16 protein-coding genes are annotated in these 21,640 nt (G+C 58.0%); 4 read left to right on the forward strand and 12 right to left on the reverse strand.

The genetic code is table 11. The features are described 5' to 3' along the window. Window positions 1-281 precede the first annotated feature (281 nt). The gene (locus J4D97_RS01305) at window positions 282-731 is read left to right on the forward strand and encodes a hypothetical protein (protein ID WP_185283214.1); all 450 of its coding nucleotides are present in this window, start codon (window positions 282-284) and stop codon (window positions 729-731) included. Window positions 732-766: 35 nt separating this feature from the next. Here the strand turns inward: J4D97_RS01305 and rpiA are convergent, their stop codons facing one another. From rpiA to J4D97_RS01325, 4 genes are all read right to left on the reverse strand, one after another. After that, on the reverse strand, window positions 767-1,513 hold the full coding sequence (gene rpiA, locus J4D97_RS01310) for a ribose-5-phosphate isomerase RpiA (RefSeq protein ID WP_208306036.1): 747 nt from the start codon (window positions 1,511-1,513) through the stop codon (window positions 767-769). 149 nt (window positions 1,514-1,662) lie between these two features. Further along, window positions 1,663-3,132, reverse strand: a complete 1,470-nt coding sequence (locus J4D97_RS01315) for a lipopolysaccharide biosynthesis protein (RefSeq protein ID WP_208306037.1) — start codon at window positions 3,130-3,132, stop codon at window positions 1,663-1,665. A gap of 109 nt (window positions 3,133-3,241) precedes the next feature. Further along, the gene (locus J4D97_RS01320) at window positions 3,242-4,690 is read right to left on the reverse strand and encodes a DUF7033 domain-containing protein (RefSeq protein WP_208306038.1); all 1,449 of its coding nucleotides are present in this window, start codon (window positions 4,688-4,690) and stop codon (window positions 3,242-3,244) included. A gap of 99 nt (window positions 4,691-4,789) precedes the next feature. Next, a complete protein-coding gene (locus J4D97_RS01325; RefSeq protein WP_208306039.1) occupies window positions 4,790-8,176 on the reverse strand; it encodes a S41 family peptidase in 3,387 nt (1,128 codons plus the stop codon). A 137-nt stretch (window positions 8,177-8,313) separates the two neighbouring features. Between J4D97_RS01325 and J4D97_RS01330 the strand changes: the two genes are divergently transcribed. Further along, on the forward strand, window positions 8,314-9,312 hold the full coding sequence (locus tag J4D97_RS01330) for a phosphotransferase enzyme family protein (protein ID WP_208306040.1): 999 nt from the start codon (window positions 8,314-8,316) through the stop codon (window positions 9,310-9,312). Window positions 9,313-9,391: 79 nt separating this feature from the next. On the opposite strand, the gene J4D97_RS01335 is transcribed toward J4D97_RS01330, so the two are convergent. Further along, window positions 9,392-9,688: a hypothetical protein gene (locus J4D97_RS01335; RefSeq protein ID WP_208306041.1), complete on the reverse strand. Its 297-nt coding sequence runs from the start codon at window positions 9,686-9,688 to the stop codon at window positions 9,392-9,394. A 102-nt stretch (window positions 9,689-9,790) separates the two neighbouring features. Between J4D97_RS01335 and J4D97_RS01340 the strand changes: the two genes are divergently transcribed. Beyond that, window positions 9,791-10,537, forward strand: a complete 747-nt coding sequence (locus tag J4D97_RS01340; RefSeq protein ID WP_208306042.1) for a DUF92 domain-containing protein — start codon at window positions 9,791-9,793, stop codon at window positions 10,535-10,537. A 42-nt stretch (window positions 10,538-10,579) separates the two neighbouring features. Here the strand turns inward: J4D97_RS01340 and J4D97_RS01345 are convergent, their stop codons facing one another. The 7 genes from J4D97_RS01345 to pseB form a co-directional block, all read right to left on the reverse strand. Beyond that, a complete protein-coding gene (locus J4D97_RS01345; RefSeq protein ID WP_208306043.1) occupies window positions 10,580-12,175 on the reverse strand; it encodes a glycosyltransferase family 39 protein in 1,596 nt (531 codons plus the stop codon). A gap of 56 nt (window positions 12,176-12,231) precedes the next feature. Then, on the reverse strand, window positions 12,232-13,518 hold the full coding sequence (locus tag J4D97_RS01350; protein ID WP_243900084.1) for a hypothetical protein: 1,287 nt from the start codon (window positions 13,516-13,518) through the stop codon (window positions 12,232-12,234). Between the two features lie 127 nt (window positions 13,519-13,645). Next, window positions 13,646-14,689, reverse strand: a complete 1,044-nt coding sequence (gene pseI, locus J4D97_RS01355; protein ID WP_208306044.1) for a pseudaminic acid synthase — start codon at window positions 14,687-14,689, stop codon at window positions 13,646-13,648. A 78-nt stretch (window positions 14,690-14,767) separates the two neighbouring features. After that, window positions 14,768-16,231: a UDP-2,4-diacetamido-2,4,6-trideoxy-beta-L-altropyranose hydrolase gene (gene pseG / locus J4D97_RS01360; protein ID WP_208306045.1), complete on the reverse strand. Its 1,464-nt coding sequence runs from the start codon at window positions 16,229-16,231 to the stop codon at window positions 14,768-14,770. A gap of 98 nt (window positions 16,232-16,329) precedes the next feature. After that, a complete protein-coding gene (locus J4D97_RS01365) occupies window positions 16,330-17,067 on the reverse strand; it encodes a cytidylyltransferase domain-containing protein (protein ID WP_208306046.1) in 738 nt (245 codons plus the stop codon). Window positions 17,068-17,095: 28 nt separating this feature from the next. Further along, window positions 17,096-18,256 carry a UDP-4-amino-4,6-dideoxy-N-acetyl-beta-L-altrosamine transaminase gene (gene pseC, locus J4D97_RS01370; RefSeq protein ID WP_208306047.1) on the reverse strand — a complete coding sequence of 387 codons (1,161 nt, stop codon included), beginning with the start codon at window positions 18,254-18,256 and terminating at the stop codon, window positions 17,096-17,098. Window positions 18,257-18,423: 167 nt separating this feature from the next. Next, window positions 18,424-19,446, reverse strand: coding sequence for a UDP-N-acetylglucosamine 4,6-dehydratase (inverting) (gene pseB / locus J4D97_RS01375; RefSeq protein WP_208306048.1), 1,023 nt, complete (start codon window positions 19,444-19,446; stop codon window positions 18,424-18,426). A 342-nt stretch (window positions 19,447-19,788) separates the two neighbouring features. Here pseB and J4D97_RS01380 point away from each other — a divergent pair, with 342 nt between their 5' ends. Further along, window positions 19,789-21,627 (forward strand): hypothetical protein, encoded by a 1,839-nt coding sequence (locus J4D97_RS01380; protein WP_208306049.1) that lies wholly within the window; start codon window positions 19,789-19,791, stop codon window positions 21,625-21,627. The last annotated feature ends 13 nt before the right edge of the window (window positions 21,628-21,640 follow it).

A 21,640-nucleotide genomic window follows, 5' to 3' on the forward strand; every position in this document is an offset into this window, starting at 1 on the left:
CCTATACCTACGAAGTAGAAGTTATGGGTGGATTTACAAGTGGTATAAAATTTTGTCTTCTATATTAGAATGGAACAAAAAAGCAAAAGGCTGCATCTGCGGGTAAATTCTGCTTATTACTTGTTTTATTCTACTGTTATATTGCTTTATTGCACGCAAGCGCGAAACAAAACTTGTATTAAAGGCCTGCCTTTTGCTCTGATCCTGAAAAGAGGCGATAATCAAATTATTCTAAACGTGTTTGCTGCTCTCCGCTACTTTTCTCACCCTACATCCACCCTATGCATCTACAGTTACTCGCTACTACATCAGCCCTTTCTGTTTTCCACGATGTGAAGAATGATTGGTTGTACTTGGATTGGCAAGGCGACCTGACCCGAAAATCGGTTCAGGAGGGCTGCATAGCCGTGGCACGGTGCTTTCTGCGGAAAAACTACGTGCGCGTGCTCAATGATAATACCAGCGTTACCAGCCTGTCGCCGGAAGTGGCTTCGTGGTTGGCAACGGAGTGCCTACCACGCATAAAGCTGTCCACCATCGAATACCTTGCCTGGACGTACTCGCCCAACATAGAAACGCAGTTCTGGACTAACGTTGCTATGTATCAGATAGATGGCCCTGTGGTAGTCACGTTCGATGATGTGGAGTCGGCGTATGCTTGGCTACGAGAGGTAAAGTTTCGCTCTCCTGGGTCGCTTTCTGCATCTGCACTCTCGGGGGTAGCTGTATAATAAGACGCGGCAACTTCTTACTATCCGTTTTCCTGCTACCCCGGAAAGTCGGTGAAAGATGCTACGGGCACCGGCGTTGCACCGGCTTGCAGTACCTGCACTTGCTCGCCGCAGGCTACCAGGGCGGCGTTGGCCAGACCCAAAAACAGCCCGTGTTCTACCAGGCCAGGAATAGTCTTGAGTTGCGTGGCGAGCTGTTGTGGGTCGCTGATCTGATTAAAGTGGCAGTCTACCAACAAGTTGCCCTGGTCGGAAAGCACGTGTTGCGTGGTGTCGGTTTTGCTGACGCGCACCACAGGGTTGGCACCCAGCTTCGCCACGGCATCCATCACCCAGGGTAGGGCAAACGGCACCACTTCCAAGGGAAGCGGAAACTTGCCCAACTGCGACACCGCTTTCGACGAATCGGCTACGATCAGGAGGTAGTTGGAGGCCGTAGCCAATACTTTCTCGCGGAGCAGTGCCCCGCCGCCGCCTTTAATCAGGCGCAGCTGTGGGTCCAGTTCATCGGCCCCATCCACTGTCAGGTCGAAGCGCATGCCGCGTTGGGGCGGCACCAGCGGAATGCCTACTTCGCGGGCCAGGGCCGCGCTGGCTTCGGAGGTAGCTGTGGCCTGCACCCGCAACTGGCCGGTGCGCATTGCCTCACCCAGTGCCCGAATGAAAGGCGCCGCCGTGCTACCCGTGCCCAGGCCTACCAGCATGCCGTCGCGCACCCAACGGAGGGCAGCAGTAGCGGCGGCTTGTTTTTCCAGTTCTTGCAGGGTAGGCGTAGTAGACATGGCGGTTGATGAGATGAAAGGGTAGGGCGAAGGTAATGAGTGCCTATCCGATTAAGAAATGACAGAGTAGAAGAGTAGTATTTCAGAAGAAGCGAAGCATCGCATTCCAGATAAAATAGGAATGAAAGAGCGGCTGAACACCGCAAAACTCAGCGGCCGCGCAGCTTGCGTAGCCACGGCCCGGCCTCCGGCACCAAGCCCAGTGCCAATAACAAGCCCCCATACAGCCCCGTGAGCACCGCAGAGCGCAAGAGCATCGTGAGGAGGTAGGAATGCACGAAAGGCACCGCCCACGCCGCCGCGCCAGCTGTTACCGCAACCACGAGAACCCCAGCAATTCGCCATGTAAATGGTTGCATACGGTAGCTGTGCCACACAAACCATGTGCGCGCCAGGTTGATACTCGCCAAGGAAAGTAGGGCCGCCATTGCCGCGCCTGTCAGCCCGAAGCGAGGAATTAGCAACAGGTTCAATCCGACCGTAGCAAGTGCCAGCGACGCATTAAAAATCAGATCGTAGCGGTAGCGCGGGGAGGTAACGACAATTAGTCCATTGAGGCCGGTGATACTGTCTAATAGTCGACCTCCCAAGAGTAGGAGCACCGCTACCGTGCCCGCCGCGTAGGCTGGCCGGTGGATCAAGTGGTAAATAAAGTCCAAGTTCAGGCCGATACCCAACGCCAACCAGCAGCCCAGCACTGTGAGCAAGCGCGTGGTGTTGCGGTAGAAAGCCGCCATGCGCGGTAGGTCCTCGTCTTTCCAATAATCGGCCAGCAGGGGAAACGCAATCTTGTTGAGCGCCCGCGAAGGAATAACCAACGCAATGCTGATGTTGCTGGCAATGGCGTAAATGCCTGCCGCTGCTAAACTTTCCTTGGAGCCCAGCATTAGCGCATCGATGGTGGTGATAACGGTGCCGGAAATATTGGAGAGCAGCGCAAACGCCCCAAAACCCAACAGCTCGCGCACTGGCCGCACGCGCAGTACCTCCCGCGTAGGCTGCAAATGCAGCTCCCCAATATAGGCAAGGTAGACGGTTAGTAGCAGCGTAAGTCCGCTATTCACCCCCAGATAAGCCAGTACAAACTGCGGAAAGGAAAGGTAGCCCAGCCCAAACAGCAAGGCTACGCCCGCAATTAGTATGCGCAGCAGCACCTCCTGCAAAAACGACGAAAACGCTGTGTGGTACAGTCCTTTCAGGTAAGCGTCCTGCAAGGAATAGAGCAGCGTGAAGAGGGCCAGTACGGCTATCCAGGGGTAGTAAGTGGCTATGGCGGCTCGTTCGGTGTAGAGGCTGAGCAGCAGCGGCTTGCCGAGAAAAAACAACGCCGTCATCACCCCAAAGCCCAGCAACGGTACACCCAGCAGCAACGGTAGAAAGCCGTGGTGGCGCCGCTCGGCATCGCGGAAATAGGGGAAGAACCGGATGCCTGCGCTGGCAAATCCGAAGGCCGAGAGCTGCGCGTAAATGGTAGCGATGCTCACCAGTACCTGCGTGAGGCCCAACTGCCCCGGCTCCAGAAACCGTGGCAGCAGAAACGTGGTGTTCACGAACCCCAGCCCTAGTCCGAAGTAGGAAATGATAGTATTACGCAGCCCCTGCCGCCGAACGATACCCAAAGCGGTGAAATGGTGAAATGTAGGGACGCCTACAAGGCGCCCCTCGTTGCTGATGTATGGTTGATACGGCAGGCGCAGACATGCAGCGGCGGGCGCCTGCAAGGCACCCCTACATGGCTGTATTCACCTCCGTGCCCGTCAGGAAGGCGGCGCCCCGGCTGCGAAGGTAGCGCATCAACTCGTGGAACTGGCGCGGGCCATTGTGCGTGTTGGCTGGGTCGAAGTTCTGGTTGTGCCAGAGCACCGTGCACACGCCGCCAAACTTTTCGATTTCCTGAAGCATCGGAAGCAGCGCGGGTAGGACTTCGTCAGGAGGCAGTTGGAGGTAGCGCGGGTGATGGAGCGTGGTGTCCATCACGTTGAGGGGGATTTCGAGGAAGCGAGAGGTTTGAATGGAGTTTTTAGAGCCTAATGTCGTATAAACATCAGGCTGTGAACCCACCGAAAAAAGCTTGATTTGCGGTGGGTCATGCTCGAAAGAATCGGCAGTGAAGTTGAAAGGATAAAAGGGTAAACAGTACGAATTTCGAAAGCCGAAATGCTCAGCAAAGCCTAGTGTCGAATCATAGGCAAAACCAATCATACTGAGTAACGTGGGAGTGATACGCGGCTCCCAGCTCAGGTAGTGAAAGCGAATGGCTCCTGTGCGCGGCGGTAGGCGCTGCCAGTCGCGGCCCAATCGGCCACCGTGGGTGGCGGTGCCAAGGCTGGCGTGCAACCCAATCTCTGCGTTTTGGAGCCGGGCAGCCATTCGCGGCCAGATACGGGGTAGGCGATAATCAGCATTGGGCGTGCCATCAGCCGCTTCGCGGTGTTCGGTGAGAAAAAAAAACGTGCTTTTGGCCCCATATGCCGCCACGGCCTTTTGTACTTCTTCTAAATTGTCCCAGGCATCTTTGCGGGTGAAATGCCGCCACAGCTGCCGCCCAAAACCCAGCCAGTCGCGGCGCTGCCAGGCGGCTTTGGCGGGCGCTTTCCAGGCGCTGTAGAGGTTATCAACGTCATGAGTGATGCAGGCGGCGAAGGGTGCATTATTAGCCCAGCGGCGCGGGGGTAGGGACTGGCCGGTTGCGTGCTCCACGGCCGTTTTTAGCACGTCGAAGTAGTAATTCACTACCGGCACCGTCACGAAATCATACTGCTTCTGCACGCTGGCCGCGTAGGGAAAACGGCCATGCTGATCGCGCTCCTCGGAGTGGTATTCCTGCCAGCCGCTGAGTAGGTAGAACGCCGCCGAAATAATATCCGCATAGATGATGGCGCGGCCATCAGGTAGCAGCTCCAATAGCGGTTTTTCGGGGTTCGGGTCGAAGAAAAAGGGAATCTTGCGACCTAACCACTTGCGGTAGCTAGGGGCGGTAGGGTAGGGCTGTTGGTGCTCGAAGAAGCTATCGGAGGCCTCCGTTACAGTTAGTTGAGGTTGAGTGTCTTCGTAGCCAATGCTGATGTCCGGTAGCGTGGGGTAGGCCATGCGCAGATGCCGCAGTACATAAGTCACCCGCGCTGTTTGGGAAACGAAAGTGGCGTTGACAAGCGGCCGTGTGGGGACGATAGGCATCAAGCAAATGTATTGGAAATGCGGCTGTCATTCAGCCCATTGTACCTGTCATCCTTCGCAAGCTCAGGATGACAGGTACAATGGGCTGAATGACATTATCTATTGTCCACCCGTGCTACCTGTTTTGCTGCCTAGCTGCTCCAACAACTCCTTCACAGCCGTATCCAACTGCACGTCGCGGCCGGTGTAGCTCTCACCTATGGGGCGCTTCACGGCCACATCCACGGGGCGCGGATTCATTTCCATGATCTGGCCATCGCGGGCGGCGCGAATGGTGGTGTTAGGTAGGCGCAGGCTAGAGCCGTCGAGCAATGACACGTTGTAAGTGAAGATAATCCAGCCGCCGGTGGGCTCGCCTACCACTTTGCCCAGCTTCAGGGCGCGGTAGCCTTCCGTAAAGTCCTCGGCATCAGACAACGAATGTTGGTTGGTAACCAGGATGGTAGGACGTTCTACGGTTCGCTGACCCAGGGAGGCGCGGGCGGGCATGGGGCCATCCTGGTCGCGGCGCGTCATGGTGAGGTAGCTGCGGCGCGCGAGCACGTCGATGGCGTACACGTTCACGAAGCCGCCGTTGTTGTTGCGCACGTCTACCACCACGCCGTCGCGGCCCAGGTTTTCGGTGTCGAGGTCGAGGTAAAGCTGGGCCAGCGAGTTAGCCGACATATCGTACATGTGCACGTAGCCCAGCCGCCCGCCGCTGACTTTATCCACGTAAGCGCGGCGTTCCTCCACCCATTGCCGGTAAGCAAGACCCTTCTCGGTGTCGCGGCTGAGGGGGCGCACTACCACCTCGCGGGTATCCCTAGCAGCTGGCGCAACGGTTGCTTTTTGCTTCTTGCCCCGCTTGGTTGTCACGGCCAGGGTAGGGGCCACGGTGCCCGCCAGGCGCAGTGTTACGCGGCGGTTGACTTTGTATTGCAGCAGGTCTTCCAGATTGGTAGTAGGAGTAATCGGCACGCCATCAACGGCTTCCAGAACCTCACCGGGGCGGATGCCAGCCAAAGCGCCCGCGCTGAGGGGTAGGACTTCTGTCACGCGCAGGCGGCCATGCTGCTCATACTCAGCCGCATCGAAGCGCAGACCCAGCCGGCCGGTGGAGGGAGCAATGCCCCCGCTGCCCGAACTGCCAGGGTTCAGGCCCAGGTGCGAGGCATTTAGTTCGCCAATCATCAGATTGGTGAGGCGGCGGGCTTCATCAGGCGTTTCGGCGCCGGCAATGAGGGGGGCGTAGCGAGCGCGCTCGGCAGTCCAGTCCACACCGTTGAACTTGGCATCGGCGAAGTGGTCGTGCAGGTAGCTCCACGCCTGATCGAACACGGCCAGTTTCTCTTGGTCAAAATCTACCTCCATCTCGGCCGATACGGCCAGGGGCTGCGCTTTGCCTCCAGCCTCCACCGGCACCACCTGAATTTTACCTTGATCGAGGTAGTAGATTTTCTTGCTATCAGGTGAAAACTGCGCCTCGCGCTTGCTGCCCGTAGTGGACGTGAGTTGGCGGGCCACGCTGCCTTCCTTACCCAGTTCATCCAGCGAGTATAGGTAGAGGTTGGATTGGTTGGCCGCGTAGCCCGTGACCACCAGCCACTTACCATCGGGGCTGATGCGGTGGGCGCCTACGTTCAAGCCAATTGGGAGCAAACTCAAGCGCCGACGAATGTCAGTGAAATTGATGCTGACAGGGCTTTTCAGCGGGCTAGCCTTGGCGTTGCCCTTGGTGCTGGTCGAGTCGAGGAGGGCGGCCGTGGCGGCCTTGTCTGGACCAGCGGGCGTCGCGGGCTTCAGGGTAGGAGCCGTATTCTTGTCGGCGGGGGTAGGCACGGACGGGGCCGGGTCGCGGAACAGGTCGCGGAACTGGTCCTCGCGGAAGCGCGGGGTGCGCAGTTGCAGGTCGATGCGGGCAATCTGTGCATCCTCGGTGCGCTGGCCGGTGTCGAACAAGATATACTTGCCATCGGGGCTCCACGATACGGCTGTGCTGTTGGCATTGGCTACGAAGCTCACTGGCCGGGCCTCGCCGCCCGCCACCGGTACCACCGATACGTTGGTGAAGCGCCTACCCCGGTTCGGCATGAAGGCCAGCCACTTACCATCCGGCGACCAGGTAAAGGACCGGTCGGCGTGCAGGGGCGGCCGGTCAAAGCTGGCAGAGGCTACTACCTTTTCTTTCTTGGTTATCAAATCTAGCACGCGCAATTCCTTGGCGTCGTGCTCGTAGGCCAGCTGGCGACCATCGGGCGAGAGGCGCGGGGCGGCATCGTTGGCGGGGCCGTTGGTGAGGGCCGTTTCCTGGCCGGTCCCAATATCGTAGCGGTACACATGGGCTGCGCCGTTTCGCTCGCCTACATACACCAATCCGCGGCTGTCGGGCAGCCACGACACGTCCGACTCGGCGCCGGGGGTAGTGGTGATGCGCACGGCCTCACCCCCTTCGGCCGCTGATGCGGCAAAGATTTCACCGTGAATGATAAACGCTACCTTTTTACCATCGGGCGAGAGGGCCAGCTCCTGCAAACGGTCCGTGAAGCGCTGGCGCTCCACCACGTTGCCCGCCGGCGCCCCCCGCCGCCGGATGCTCACCTCGCGCACCTGCCCGTTGCGCGTATCCATCGACCAGATTTTAAAGTCGCGCTCAAATACAATCAGTTGACCATCAGCGGAAATGGTCGGCCACAGCACCCGTCCGTCCTTGAAGCTGGTGACAGGGGTAGGGTTCTGGCCGTTGGCGTCCATTCGCCAGATGTTTTCGGCTCCATTTCGGTCTGATACAAAAAACAACTGCTGCCCGCCGGTTGCCCACATGGGCCACAGGTCCTTGGCGCCGCCGTGGGTGAGGGCCGTGTAGGTAGGGGTGCCGTTTTGCTCGCGCCGCAGCCAGATTTCAGCCTCGTCTAAGTGGCTGTGACCGTGGCGCCACCACTGGCGGTCGGCCACGCCGCGGGCCGCAAAGGCCAGCGTTTGGCCATCGGGAGAGGGAGCCGCGAAAAACTCGTTAGCGTAATGATCGGCACTTACCGGCATGGGCGTGCCGCCAGTGAGGCGCACCCGGTAAATGTCGTTCATGGAGGCAATGTCGTGGCTGGTGGACGAGAAGTAGAGCCACTTACCATCGGCAGTCCACGCGTCGAGCTGTTCCGGGGCGTCGTCGAACGTCAGGCGGCGGAGCGCGCCGGTTGCTAGCGTGAGCACGTACACGTCGCCGTTGCCGGTGCGGGTGGAGGTGAAGGCCAGCTGGGTGCCGTCGGGCGAGTAGAGCGGCCGTCCCTCGGTGGCTGGGTGGGCCACCAGCAGGTGGGCTTCGCCGCCCGCCACCGGCACCGTCCAGATGTCGCCGCCCGATACGAAGGCCAGTTCCCGGCTGTCCGGCGATACAGCCGGCTCAGCGTAAGCAGATTGCGGCTGCGGAGCTTGGGCCAGCAAGGGTAGGGTAGGAAGTAGGAAAACGGCCGCAGTCAGGCCCAAACGAGAACGTAGGTGTGGTGTCATAGGAGAGCAGCTAAGAAGGTAAACTACGCATCACCGACGCAAGTAAAAGGGGGAGGGCTGCTTTTTTTGCTGCGTGCCGACTATTGGTTGATCAGATACTGCATTTTTACGGCTGTATTTCGTGCAAATCACCGTCTGTGAGCCTTTTCCCTACCCAGTACTCTACCCTGTCTGCCGCGGCCCTGCGCCCGTACATTGAGCAGGCGTATGGTTTCACGGGCCTGACGTGCCGGTACCTGCTGCGAGGCGTCAGCGACACGTACGTGCTAGAGGGCTCCGCCGCGAAATACATCCTGAAAATCTACCGTGAGGCGCACCGTTCCCTGGACGAGATTCGGGGAGAAGTGGCCTTGCTGACGTTGTTACGCGACAACGGAGCCCGTGTAGCCGCACCCCTGGCCGATGCAGCGGGGGAGTACGTGCAGCACTTTGCAGCGGCTGAAGGCTCCCGTCACGGCGTGCTGTTTACCTACGCCGAAGGTAGCAGCGTGTACACCCTAAGCGACGCGCAGCTACGCACGGTGGGCCGCGAAATGGCGCGTGTGCACAACTGCACGGCTGGCCTGCAACTGCCCTACCCGCGGCCCATCTACAACGTAGCCACTACGCTCACCGGGCCTTTGCAGGTGCTCGAACCATCGTTTCAAGCCTACCCCGAAGGCCTGACCTACCTCCGCGAACTGGCGGCTGCCGTGGAAAGAAAACTCGCCGAATTCGACCTTGGTGCCTTCGGCTACGGCTATTGCCAATACGATTTCCTACCCAAAAATTTTCACTTTGATGCCCAGGATGCCCTCACGTTTTTCGACTTTGACTTCGCCGGGCAAGGCTATCTGGTGAATGACGTGATGAGCTTTTTCGTGCATTTCTTTCTAGACCGATACTATAAAGGGGTGCCACCTGCCGAAGCGGAGCGGGCGTTTGCGGTACTTCTGGCTGGCTACCGCGAGGTGCGCCCGCTCTCCGAGGCGGAGCTGGCGGCCATTCCCTACCTCGGCGTCATGTTCTGGATCTTCTACCTGGGTTTCGCCGCCGAAAACTTCGACGACTGGTCGAATTTCTTTTTCACGCCTCGATACATTCAAGAGCGCGTAGCCCTGATTAAACAGTGGGTGGAGTGGTACGGCGTGGCGTAGCACTGTGACCTGCGCCTCCACAGCTGCTACGTTGCACCTGTAGTCCCCTAGTGTGCCCTTGAGCTTACGCAGCCCTACCTTAAAGTACCATCGTAACGATGCCAGCGCACGCGCCAAACCCAATTAGCAGCACCAACAAGGCGCTCAGAAAATACGGTGCCGCGCTACCCTGCGCAGGCTGCATGAGATACCCAACTCCGATCAGAATATTTACGAGTGCCTGGAGCACATACCCAAAGGCAAACAGGATCATATAAGCAGGCTGTTCCGGAAACAGGCCAGTTAGTACAGCCGCCACTGCGGCGGTTGCCAACAGTATCAGCAGGTTGTTGCGCAGAATATGACCAGTGTACCGGCGGTAGTATAACCGGGCCAAGCGCCAAACGAAGGGGGTAGGTCATGGAAGGTTACTTTTCGGCCTATTGGCTAATATTGCTGATTCTTCCCAAAATCCATTGCGCGGCAGCTCACGCGGCTTGTGCTTCCTACCCCCGTGATGATGCTGCTACGGCTTGGTATCGTTTTGTTCTTGCTTGGCGCGGGCATGCTCTACAGTGTGCGGGCCGGCAAGCTGACCCCCGGCGGTGCCCTCACAGGCGGGCTGTTGGGCGCCCTCATTTACCTGGGGGGCGGCTTTGTCGGGTTGAGTATGCTGGCCGCGTTTTTCCTGCTGGGCTCTGCGGCTTCGGGCTGGCACCTAGCAGAAAAGCGCCGGCTAAGGCTAGCAGAAGAAAACAAAGGCCGGCGCACGGCGGGCCAGGTGGTTGCCAATGCTGGTGTGGCCGCTCTGGCCGGCTTGGGCGGCTGGCTGCTACCTGCCCAGGCTGCCCTATTTCAGCTGATGCTAGCAGGAAGCTTCGCCGCCGCTACTGCCGACACCCTGGCCTCAGAGCTAGGCAACGTCTACGGTAGGCGCTACTACAACGTCCTCACGCTACGGCCCGATACGCGCGGTCTGAACGGCGTAATTAGTCTGGAAGGCACGCTGTGCGGCGTGGCGGGTAGCGTCCTCATCGCGGGGTTGTATAGCCTGAGCGTCGGCTGGGATAGGGAATTTGGCTGGCTGGTGCTGGCTGGCACTGTAGGCAACCTAACCGATTCGGTGCTAGGAGCTACTCTGGAACGGCAGCATCGCCTGAGCAACAATGCGATTAACTTTTTGAATACGCTAGTGGGGGGACTGGTAGCGGGGTTGTGGTATTGGGTAGCAAATGCTGGTTTATAAGTTGAATAGTTCAGCAGCAATAATATGATAGTATTAATTGTGCTATCTCGATATTCCTACTTCCCACAACTCATTGCGGAAGATTACATGTCGAGCAGTGGTGTCAGCAGGTAACTCATTGCGACGCATTAAGTAGCCGTGGGGTTGATTAGGGATAAGATAGGCGTCGTCAAATACATACTTGCCAAAGAAAAATACCTCATATCTATCGTTACGGATTGAATACTGTGCGTGCTGTTGAAAATCTTGGGGTGGATATTGCGTGAAAAACAACGCGTATATATAGTGTACGTCACTAGTAATTTGAACTTGTGCAACAGGCAACTGCTTAACAGCGTTAAATGCTTGGTCTAATCCTTCATAAAAATGAGTACGGATGCCACTACTTCGGTAAGAGGTAAAGTAATGACGCACTGCAAAGCCGCTTTCTACCACTAGCCACATCACTACTAGCGTGCGCAGCAACGGTTTAGAAACCCAAGTGTTTGTATGTTCGATAAGCAAATCAACCAACCAAATCATCAATACCATTAGAGGTAAGTAAAAGTGATTGAAGCGGTTGACATTTAACGTGAATAAAAAAATCATAGGTAGAGTACCCAGTGCCCAGAAAAGGAAGATGGTAATAACTATATGGCTTGGCTGAGTCGTCCGGCGGCGTAGCTGACGGATAAGCACGAATACGGCCGCCACCATGCCGATAAGTCCTATCGGCAGCGAAAAGAGCAGCAGCAACGGGAAGTTCGGCATTAGATTATATACACTGCCATCTTGAAATCCTGAATTAAAAAAGGTGCGATTAGCATATAGTACATCCAATCGTTGCTCCGGATTAATCTGCGCTAAACGATTAAATGGTGGAAGAGGCGTTGAAAAAAACAAAGAATCAGCCCATGCCATATTATGGTTAAGTATATGATGTTCGATAATAAAAATTATAAAAGGGAAAGCGACTATTACAAAAAATACCGATGCCAGCAGCCAGACCTTTCGGTGTTGCCATATATGGCGCCGGTAGCAATAGCCTATTAGCATTACCATAATGGGCAACACAATAATGGTAGTGCCATATGCGTACAACGCCAGTGCGAACGGCAATAAACTTGGGATAATCCAGCGGCGCTTATGCGTGATAAGGGCGCGTGATAATAAAACGCAGCCCAGCAGCATGAAGAAAGGCACCAGATTACTTTCCAGCGCCCACCGCGACATCATAAAGTGCCAGGGAACGATAGCCACCAAAAACATACCCAATAGTGATGGGTAACGACCAAGTGGACGTAGCCCCCAGCCTAGCAGCGGTAATGTGAAAATGCCCAATGCAACTGGTATCAGACGGGCAGAAGAAATGGACAAACCGAATATTTTCACCACCGGAACCATCAGGTACGACAGGAGCACGTTTTGGCCACTGCCCCACGATGGGAAGTAAACTGGTAACGTATTGCCCCACCGGTCCATGCCGGTTTCAGCCAGACAGTACGCTTCATATGCACTGCTAGCCTCGTCCTGGTTGAAGCCCGGTGGAAGGGTAGGAAATTGAATCAACCGGAGCGCAGCTCCTACTAAGCAAATCAGAATAAAAAATAAAGGGTATAAACGGCGTTGAGCAATAGTATTTTGTAGTAACAAGGGCATAAAGGAACCAGTGTATTAAAAGGTATAAAGGTCTCAAACGTACTGAAAACTCCGTTTTAGGGCTTCTCACCTAGCCACTCACGCAATAGGCGCACGGCGCGCTGCTGGCTGTGGCCTTCATCTATAGTGCCAAGGGTAGCATTGTAGTAGGCCGCGCGTTGGTAAAGGTCCAGCGGCTTGTGCTGTTGATACTGACGTAACAAGGTGCCTAATTCTGGCAATGAATGGGCGCGGGGCACTAGGCCGTGCGCTACGTAGCCGTAGTAATCGTCGGTGCCGGCGTGGGTGCCGAAGCGGTAATAGATGCTGGCTACGTTAAGTAGGGTAGCCTCCAGGTGGGTAGAGGTATCGGCGGCTACGAGGGCATCCTGCTGATGAAGGAACTCGAATACGCTTTCCTGGCGGGCATCGGAGAAGCGTAGGGTAGGGTGCTGCTGCCGAAGGAAGGTGAAGTCGCGCTGGTCGCCGGGGTGGGGGCGAAAGGTGAAAGCGAGGGTAGGGAACTCATGTAGTAAGAAGTCTATGGCCTCTGTAATGGCGGGCGTTTCGTCGAGCAGGTTGATGGCGATGCCCACGCACTGTACGGTGGGCTGCTGGTTTTTTTGAGCGAGAAACGCATCGGCTTTCGGCATCCCAACCAACTCCACCCGACCCTGTACGGGGCCACACTGGTGGTATTTGTCCAGCGCGTCCTGACCTTCCAGCAGACTTAGATCGAAGCCGAGGGGCGGAAAGCTGGCGCTCACGCTGGCGTGCTGCACGTAGGCCGTTGGCACGCCTTCGGCGCGGCAGGCCAGCAGCAAGGCGCGGGCGTCGTCGTTGTGGTCGTTGGCAAATACTACGGCGCGGGGCTGGTAATGGCGCAGTGCGCGGCAGTACACCTCATAGTAACCGATGGCGTTGAAAATCAAGTTGAAAAAACGCCACGCCAGCCGTCCTTCCGTTTTTCGCAAGCCAACTAACGCTCCTGGAAACTGCCCATAATAGAGCAGCTTGCGCCGCAACGAGAGTCGATTTACCTGCTGGTTATAGCGGCCAATCTGTTTGCTTTGCCCGGCTACCAGCACAGCGTCGGGTAGGGCCTCGCGCAGAAAATGCAGGGCTTCGTAGTTATTCTGACTTACCACATAGAGCCACACCTTGCCGTGCAGTTCCTCCGCATTGCGGATGGGCCGGAAAATGTTGCCTACCAGTCGCAACGCCGCATAGCCCGCTACCTTCGCCAGTCGCTTCCAAACGCTGCGCGGCGAAATACCTTCCAGCGTGCGCGCCGGCAATCCGGCAAACAACGGCGAAAAGCGCAGTTGTAGGATGTCGCGCAGGCGAAGGGTAGGAGGAGACATGGGGATGAAACGCAAAAAAAGCTGTCATACTGAGCGCAACCGAAGCATCTCTACCGCTTCGACTGCGCTCAGTATGCCTGTCTGGTAGCAGCACGCGATATTTCTCTCGCTGGTCGAAATGACGAACTTACAGCATTTCCCACGTCAGGGGCGTGCCGGCGGCTAAATTTTGCCGGGCGGGCTTGCCCAAGAGTTGGTCGTAGTAACGGGGGGGGAGGCCCAGGCCGGGGCGCACCACGCGCAGGTTGTCGGGGGTGAAGACCTCGCCGGCAGCAATGTCTTGGGCCACGTAGAGGGAGCGTTTGTAGAGGCGCGATTTTTCCTCGGCGCGCTGCACGCCGTACTGAATCTGCCCCAAGGCCTGCCAGGCCCGCTCGGTTTCCGTCACCAAAGTCGCTACCTCCTCCGGTTCCAGCGAGAAGGCCGAGTCCACACCACCGTCGGCACGACGTAGGGTTACGTGTTTCTCTAGTACACTGGCACCCAAAGCTACGGCTGCTACGGCGGCGCCTACCCCAGCGGTGTGGTCGGAAAGGCCGATAGGCGACGTGGGGAATAGCTGGGCCAAGTGCGGAATGGTGCGCAGGTTGGTGTTGAGAGGCGTGGCAGGGTAGGTGCTGGTGCATTTCAGCAATACCAACTCCTGGCAGCCGGCGGCGCGTAGCACCTGCTCGGCCTCGGCTACCTCGGCCAGGGTGCTGGCGCCGGTGCTCATAATAACGGGTTTGCCGGTAGCAGCCACCCGGCGCAGCAGGGGCCAATCGGTGTTTTCAAAAGAAGCAATCTTATAGGCCGGCACGTTCAGGGTCTCCAGAAAATCCACGGCCGACTCGTCAAACGGCGAGCTGAAAGCCAGCATGCCGTGCTGTTTGGCGCGTTCGAACAGCGGCTGGTGCCAGTCCCAGGGCGTGTAGGCCTCCTGGTACAGCTCGTGCAGCTCGCGGCCAAACCACAGGGAGTTGGGGTCGTCGATGCGGTAGGCGCCGGGCAGCGTCATGGTATCGGCGGTGTAGGTTTGGAGCTTGATGGCGTGCGCGCCGGCTGCGGCTACGGCATCTACTATCGCTAGGCCGCGCTCCAGGCTTTGGTTGTGGTTGCCGCTCAGCTCGGCAATAATAAACGGCGGTTGGTCGGGGCCAATGGCGCGGCCACCGATGGTGATGGTAGGCATGGGTAAGGAAGATGCAGGCGTCATTTCTCGCAGAGGTTCGCGGAGGTAGGCGCAGAGGTTCGCAGTGCGCGAAAATCGTTAAGCCACCCACGCAAAGGTAACAGATTCGCCCGCCGACTGCTGCGCAAATCCCGCTCGCTCAAAGGCCCGCACCGAGGCCACATTGGCTGCCAGCACCTGGCCTTCTACCCGGCGCACCTCCGGAAACTGCTGGAGCAGTGCCCGCACGCCAGCTACTAGCAACCCCGCTGCCAGCCCCCGGCCGCGGTGCGTGGCCGCCAGCAGATAGCTCAGTAGGGCCGTATCGTCTTCCACTATAAACCGAATCAGACCAGCCGACTCGTGGGTAGTTTCGTCTTCGGCCAGCAGCAGGAGCGTGTCTTCGTCCTGAAGGCGGTTGGCGAACCACCGCTCGTGGTCTTCGCGGGTGATGGGGGTAGGGATGAAGGAATACTGGCGCACGGCTGGTTCGTTGGCCCAGGCCAATAGCTGGTCCGAATCGGCGTCGACTACGGGGCGCAAGTGCAAGGGCAGCGTGGGGAGCAGCAGGGCCGCAAACTCCTGCCGCAGCCGCTGGGGTGCCAAACCATCGAAGTGCTGGTGCTGGGCCTCGCGCAGCTGTTCGGCAATGCGGTCGGCTTCGGGCGAAGTCAGGACGTTGCCCACGCTGAGGTAGGGGAGGGCCAGACCCGCGCCGCGCAAATACCGGTCAAGGTCGTGCTGATTGGTGGCAGTAGGTAGCAGAAATAACAGGCCACCGCCAGCGGCGCAATATTCGTAGCTGATGGTGCTGGGCGAGCAGATGGCCGTGCCGCACTGACGCATCAGGTCGCGTAGGGCGGGGGCGGGCAGGTTGCGGTGCAGCAACAGGCGCGGCTGGTCGTCGGCCCACTGTTGCAGGCTTTCCCACTGGTCGTAAGCGCTGCCCACCACGGCGTGCACTTGGCGCACGGTGGGTAGCAACAGCAGTCGAGTGGCGGCGCGCTGAGTTTGGTGGGTAGGGTCAGCGCCGCCCAGGCAGAGCAGCACCGTGCCCGTATCGGCCGTTGCAGGGGGTAGGGCGGCCGCCTCCCGGAAAGCGGCGCGCAACGGCGCGTAGGCTGGTCCGGCCAGCAAGCGGGCGCCGGTCTGGCGCAGCTCATACTCGGCCTTGGTGACGCCCCCAGCCGGGTTCAGCACCAAGTCGGCCATTGAAGGAAACGTGTGCAGATCATCCAGACACACCAGCTTCTGCACAGCCGGGCGCACGGCCTGTTGGTAGGTCAACTCAAAATCATAGCCATCGAGCACCAGCACATCGGTGGGGCGCAGGGCGTACTGGCGCAGCCAAGCCGGTTCGCCGCCAGCGGGCATAGGGGGCATTTCCACTACTTCGTCGCAGGTAGCCAGCAGCAAGTCGCGTACGGCCGCGTCGGGCTCCTGTATCACAAATACGCTGTGAAACCGGTCGCGTAGAATTTCGGCCAGGGCCAATAAGCGCATCACGTGGCCCAAGCCAATGCGCGGATTGCCATCGGCGCGAAGTAGGAGACGAGGTTTCAAGTAAGAAGGAAGAATTAAGAATGAAAGATAGGAGGCGTTTAGACTGTCATGCTTCGACTCCGCGCAGCATGACGGGATGAACTGATATTTTCGCTCAATTACACCTTTTTCTGCTCCACATGCGCGTTTATGGCCACCAGATCGGGGTGCTCATCCAATAACTGAATTAGCGCGTCTACGTCGAGCTGGTCGGCGCCGTATTGCTCAATCAGTGTCTTAATCAACTCAAAATCCTCGGCTGTGTCTACCGTGAGGCGGTAGCGGCTGCGGTCGGGCACGCGGCTGGAATGGCGAAAATGCACCTGTCCTGAGCGGTTTTGGTGAATATAAGGCGTCACGTGTTCCCGGTCGCTAGGCAGGGTAGCCCGCTGGAAAGCCTCCTCCAGAAGCTTCCGCGAAAAAATTTCAAAGTCGAAGCCCCGCGGGTATGTGCGGCGCAGCACGTTGGAGAGATAGAGGTAGGGATTGGCCAGGCGCACGTACTCGCGCACGCACGAGGCCACCAGCGGCCCATCAATGAGCGGACAATCAGAAGTGACGCGCACGATAACGTCGAGGCCATGCTCCTGTGCGCATTGGTGGTAACGGCCCAGCACGTCGTGCTCGTCGCCGCGTGTGCAGGGAATGTTATTTGCCGCCGCAAAATCTGCCAGCCGATCATCCTCCCAGTTGGTAGTGGTAGCCAGGTACAGCGGCAATCCGCTTTGGCGTAGGCGCTGCACGTGGTAGTGCAGTAGCGGCTGTCCCGCAATAGGTTGCAGCACCTTGCCGGGTAGGCGCGTGCTGGTCATGCGAGCCTGGGAGATGATACCGATGTTAGGAGTTGCGAGAGTCATAAGCAAAAAACATCGTTTCTACGAAAAATTACCCCGCCACAAACTCCCGCACGCAGTCGATAACGTACTGCTGCTGCTCGTCAGTGAGGGTAGGAAACATGGGCAGGCTGAGGCAGCGGGCGTAGTAGGCTTCGGCGTGGGGGAAGTCGCGGGGCTGCCACCCCAGGCCGCGGTAGTAGGGCATAAGATGCACCGGAATGTAGTGAACCTGCGCAAAAATCTGCCGCTCGCGCAGGTAGTCGTACAAGCCCTTGCGGTCTTCTACCTCAATAATATATAAGTGGTAGGCATGACCGGCGCGGCCAGGTGCTACCGTTTGCACGCCTTCTATCTTGCTAAACGCAGCATCATAACAAGCTGCCAATGCCCGACGGCGAGCCAGACCAGCGTCGGCGCGATGGAGCTGGCTGAGGCCCAGGGTAGCCAGCATATCGGGTAGGCGGTAGTTGAAACCCAGCGTCTGCATCTCGTAGTACCAGCCGCCGTCGTTCTGCTCTAGCAGGTCGGTATCTTTGGTGATGCCGTGGGTGCGCAACAGCAACAGCTTGTCGTAGAGCGCTTTGTCGTTGGTGGTGATGAGGCCGCCCTCGCCCATGGCAATGTGCTTCACGGGGTGAAACGAGAAAATGGCCACGTCAGCAAACTGCCCGTTGCCGCACCGCTGTTCCTTACCCTGACTATCGACAAAGAACCCACCCGGCGAATGCGCCGCATCCTCTAAAAGCCACAGTCCGAACTCGTCGCAGAGCTGGCGCGCTTTTTCCAAGTTGACGGCCAAACCCGCAAAATCCACCGGAATCAGGCCGTGGAAATGGCCTTTGGGATGAGCTTCGAGCAGCCGGCGTACGGCCGCTAAGTCAATCAGTGCCGTTTCTGGGTCGATGTCGGCGAAATACACCTCGCCGCCGCAGTAACGCACGCAGTTGGCCGAAGCCGCAAACGTGATGGGCGTCGTAATCACGCGCTGGCCCGGCTGCACACCCAGCGCCAGCGCCGCCAGGTGCAATGCCGCCGTGCCGTTGCTGACGGCCACGGCGTAACGCACCCCAATGTACTCGGCAAAGGCCTGCTCAAACTCCGCCACCTTCGGCCCCTGCGTGAGGTAGTCGGAGCGCAGCGTTTCCGTCACCGCCCGGATGTCTTCGTCGGTGATGTGCTGGCGGCCGTAGGGGATGGGAGGGGTAGGCATAGCGTAGTTTGGTAATAAATTGTTTGTCATCCTGTTGTCTGTCATCCTGAGCTTGCGAAGGACCTTCTCACGTGAGAGCGACTGGCGGGCGCAGCAACGACGCGTTACAACGTGAGAAGGTCCTTCGCAAGCTCAGGATGACAGACGCAACATCAACCACTCAACCTTTAAACCGCTTCAAAATCCGCATCCACGTGCTGGCGGATTTCGTCGCGAATTTGCTCTGCCGATAGCCACTCTTCGTTGTTAGCGGAGTCGTAATGAAAGCCTACCGGCACGCGCTTGCCCTGGAAATGCTGGATGAACTTTTCCACGTCCCAGATAGGCGTGAAGGGCAGAATAACGTAGTATTTGGGTAGCTCCACCGTGCTCAGGGAGTCGGTTTCGGTAATCATTTCCTCGTGCAGCTTCTCGCCCGGCCGGATACCCACAATCTCCTGGCGGCAGTTAGGGCCGATGGCTTCGGCTACCTCCGTAATCTTATAGGAAGGAATTTTGGGTACGAAAATCTCGCCGCCCCAGGCATGTTCCAGCGCGTAGAGCACCAGGTCCACGCCTTCGTCCAGCGAGATGTTGAAGCGCGTCATGTCGGGGTGGGTGATGGGCAATACGCCGGTGTGACGCTGCTGCAAAAAGAACGGCACCACCGACCCACGCGAACCAATTACGTTGCCGTAGCGCACCACCGAAAACCGTAAATCCCGGCTACCCTTCATATTGTTGGCGGCCACAAACAGCTTGTCGGAGCACAGTTTGGTGGCGCCGTAGAGATTGATGGGGGCCGCGGCTTTGTCGGTGCTGAGGGCTACTACTTCCTTCACGCCGCAATCCAGCGCTGCATTTATCACGTTTTCAGCCCCAAAGATGTTGGTTTTGATGCACTCCATGGGGTTGTACTCGGCGGCTGGAACCTGCTTGAGGGCGGCGGCGTGCACAATGATATCCACACCCTCGCAGGCCCGCTTCAGGCGCGCCGCATCGCGCACATCGCCAATGAAATAGCGCATGGCCGGATACTGAGAGGTAGGAAACGTCTGGGCCATTTCGTACTGCTTCAGTTCATCGCGCGAGAACACGATGAGGCGCCGTACCTGCGGAAATTTTTCCAGCACCGTGCGCACAAACTGCTTGCCGAAAGAGCCAGTGCCGCCCGTCAGCAGCACCGATTTATGATTAAGGTCGAGGGCCATAAGGGAATTGGTAGAAGGGCAAAAGTACGGAGTTGTTCGTTGATGGGAGAAGGTTATGAATTGGGTGGCAACAAAGAAACGCGTCATGCTGAGCGTAGCGGAGCGAAGTCGAAGCATCTCTACCGTGAGTGATTTCCAACGATTAGAATTAGCGTTGCGGTAGAGATGCTTCGACTTCGCTCCGCTGCGCTCAGCATGACTCGTTCTAATAAACTCAGATTTCTTGCTGCGCTCGAAATGACAGGCGGCCCAGGCTCATTTCGCGGGACACTCAGTAGCTTTGCCGGTTAGAAGGGTAGGCAGCACACCGCCGAAAACCGAATACGAACAACAAAAATCACCATGCCGGAGCCTATTAAACTCATTATCTGGGATTTGGACGACACGTTTTGGCGCGGTACGCTCTCGGAGGGTGCCGTGGAGGCCGTGGAGGAAAACCTGGCGCTGGTGCGCGATACGGCCGCCCGCGGGCTGGTGCATACCGTGGTTTCCAAGAATGACCTGGCTCCCGTAGAAGCCAAACTAACGGAGCTGGGTATCCGCGACCTGTTCGTGTTCCTGCGGGTGAGCTGGCAGCCGAAAGGCGCCATTATCAAGCAGTTGCTGGAAGATATGCAACTGCGGGCTCCCAACGCTCTGTTCCTCGACGACAACCCCGTAAACCGGGCCGAGGCACTCTATTACAACCCTACCCTGCAAGTAGCCGACCCCGTCGACCTACCCCACCTGGCCCCCCAGCTTCGCGCCGCCGGCAAGCCCGACCCTACCTTCTCGCGTTTGGAACAGTACAAGCTGCTGGAGCGCCAGCAACAAGCCCGCGCCACCTACCACGACAACCTGGCGTTTCTGCGCGACGCGCAGGTGCAGATTGAGTTCCGAGAAGGCGCGGCGGTGCTGCCCGATCTGGACCGCATAGAGGAACTGATTAACCGCTCCAACCAACTCAATTTCACGAAGCAGCGCGTGACCAAAGACGAGTTGCGAGCCAGCTTCCAGAGCCCGACTACCCGTTGGGGTACTGTGCGCGTGCGCGACCAGTTCGGCGACTATGGCTTGGTAGGGGTGTATGCCGTAGAACAGATAGATAACGCGGGTAGGGACGCCTTGCAGGCGCCCGCCGTTGCTAGTGAGAACGAAAGCAACCGACTGATACAGTTCGTGTTTTCCTGTCGAATTCTGCATCTGGGTATCGAGCAATTCACCTACGCCCACCTAGGTTTTCCGCGTCTGGAGGTGCAGGGCGAGGTAGCCACCGAACTCACCCAAACCGACCGCCCCGATTGGATTACTATCGTAACACCAATGTCGGAACAGCCCACTCCCGCCGCGCCAGACTCCGCTAAGCGCCTGCGCGTGCTGCTGAAAGGTGGCTGCGACTTGGGCCAGCTCACGCCGTTTTTGCAGGCCTTTCAGCTGGAAGTGGTGGAGGAATTCAACTATGTAAACGAAAACCAGGTGCCCGTGCATGTAGAGCATTTGGAGCTACTACGTCATGGTAGGAAACTATCGGCATCGGAGCGGCAGCGTTTGGCGCGCCTACCCTTCCTCGGGGCTGAGGCCTTCGATACGAAGCTGTGGCAGGGCGACTATGACGTGCTGGTATACAGTCCATTGATGGATTACACCCAGGAGCTATACCGCGAAAAAAGTACGGGAACAGCTGTGCCTTTTGGTGGGTATTATGATCTGACGACGCAAGACCCCGCAGCCCAGGCTGCCAAACACGCCCGGCGAAAATTCTGGGGTATGGACGAGGCATTTTTACGACGATTTCAGCAGGAATTTGTGTGTGTCGGTCAGGAGACGCCCGCCGACTTCCAACAAAATCTGCGCTGGCTGCGCGCCCAACTGCCGCCTACCCTCCCAATTTTCTTTCTCAACGGTGCTGAAATAGAAGTGCCCGGCTCCAGCGAAGCCGGTGCCAAAGCACGGCATCAGCAAATGAACCAAGCGCTGGCTGAGTTTGTGGACGAAGCCGAGAACTGCTACCTCATCGACGTGCGCGACTTCGTGCGCGAGCCCACTGATGTCACCAATAACCTGCGCCACTACCAGCGGGCACACTATCGCACCCTGGCCCAACGCCTAGCCACAGCCCTCAGCGAATGGCAGGGTAGAAAATTAGCGCGCTCCGGCTGGCGTGACTTGAAAGCACGTCTGCTGAGCCGCCTACCGTGGTAGGGGCGCCTGCAAG

Origin of the sequence: Hymenobacter defluvii (genome assembly GCF_017589435.1) — a bacterium.
Lineage (GTDB): Bacteria > Bacteroidota > Bacteroidia > Cytophagales > Hymenobacteraceae > Hymenobacter > Hymenobacter profundi.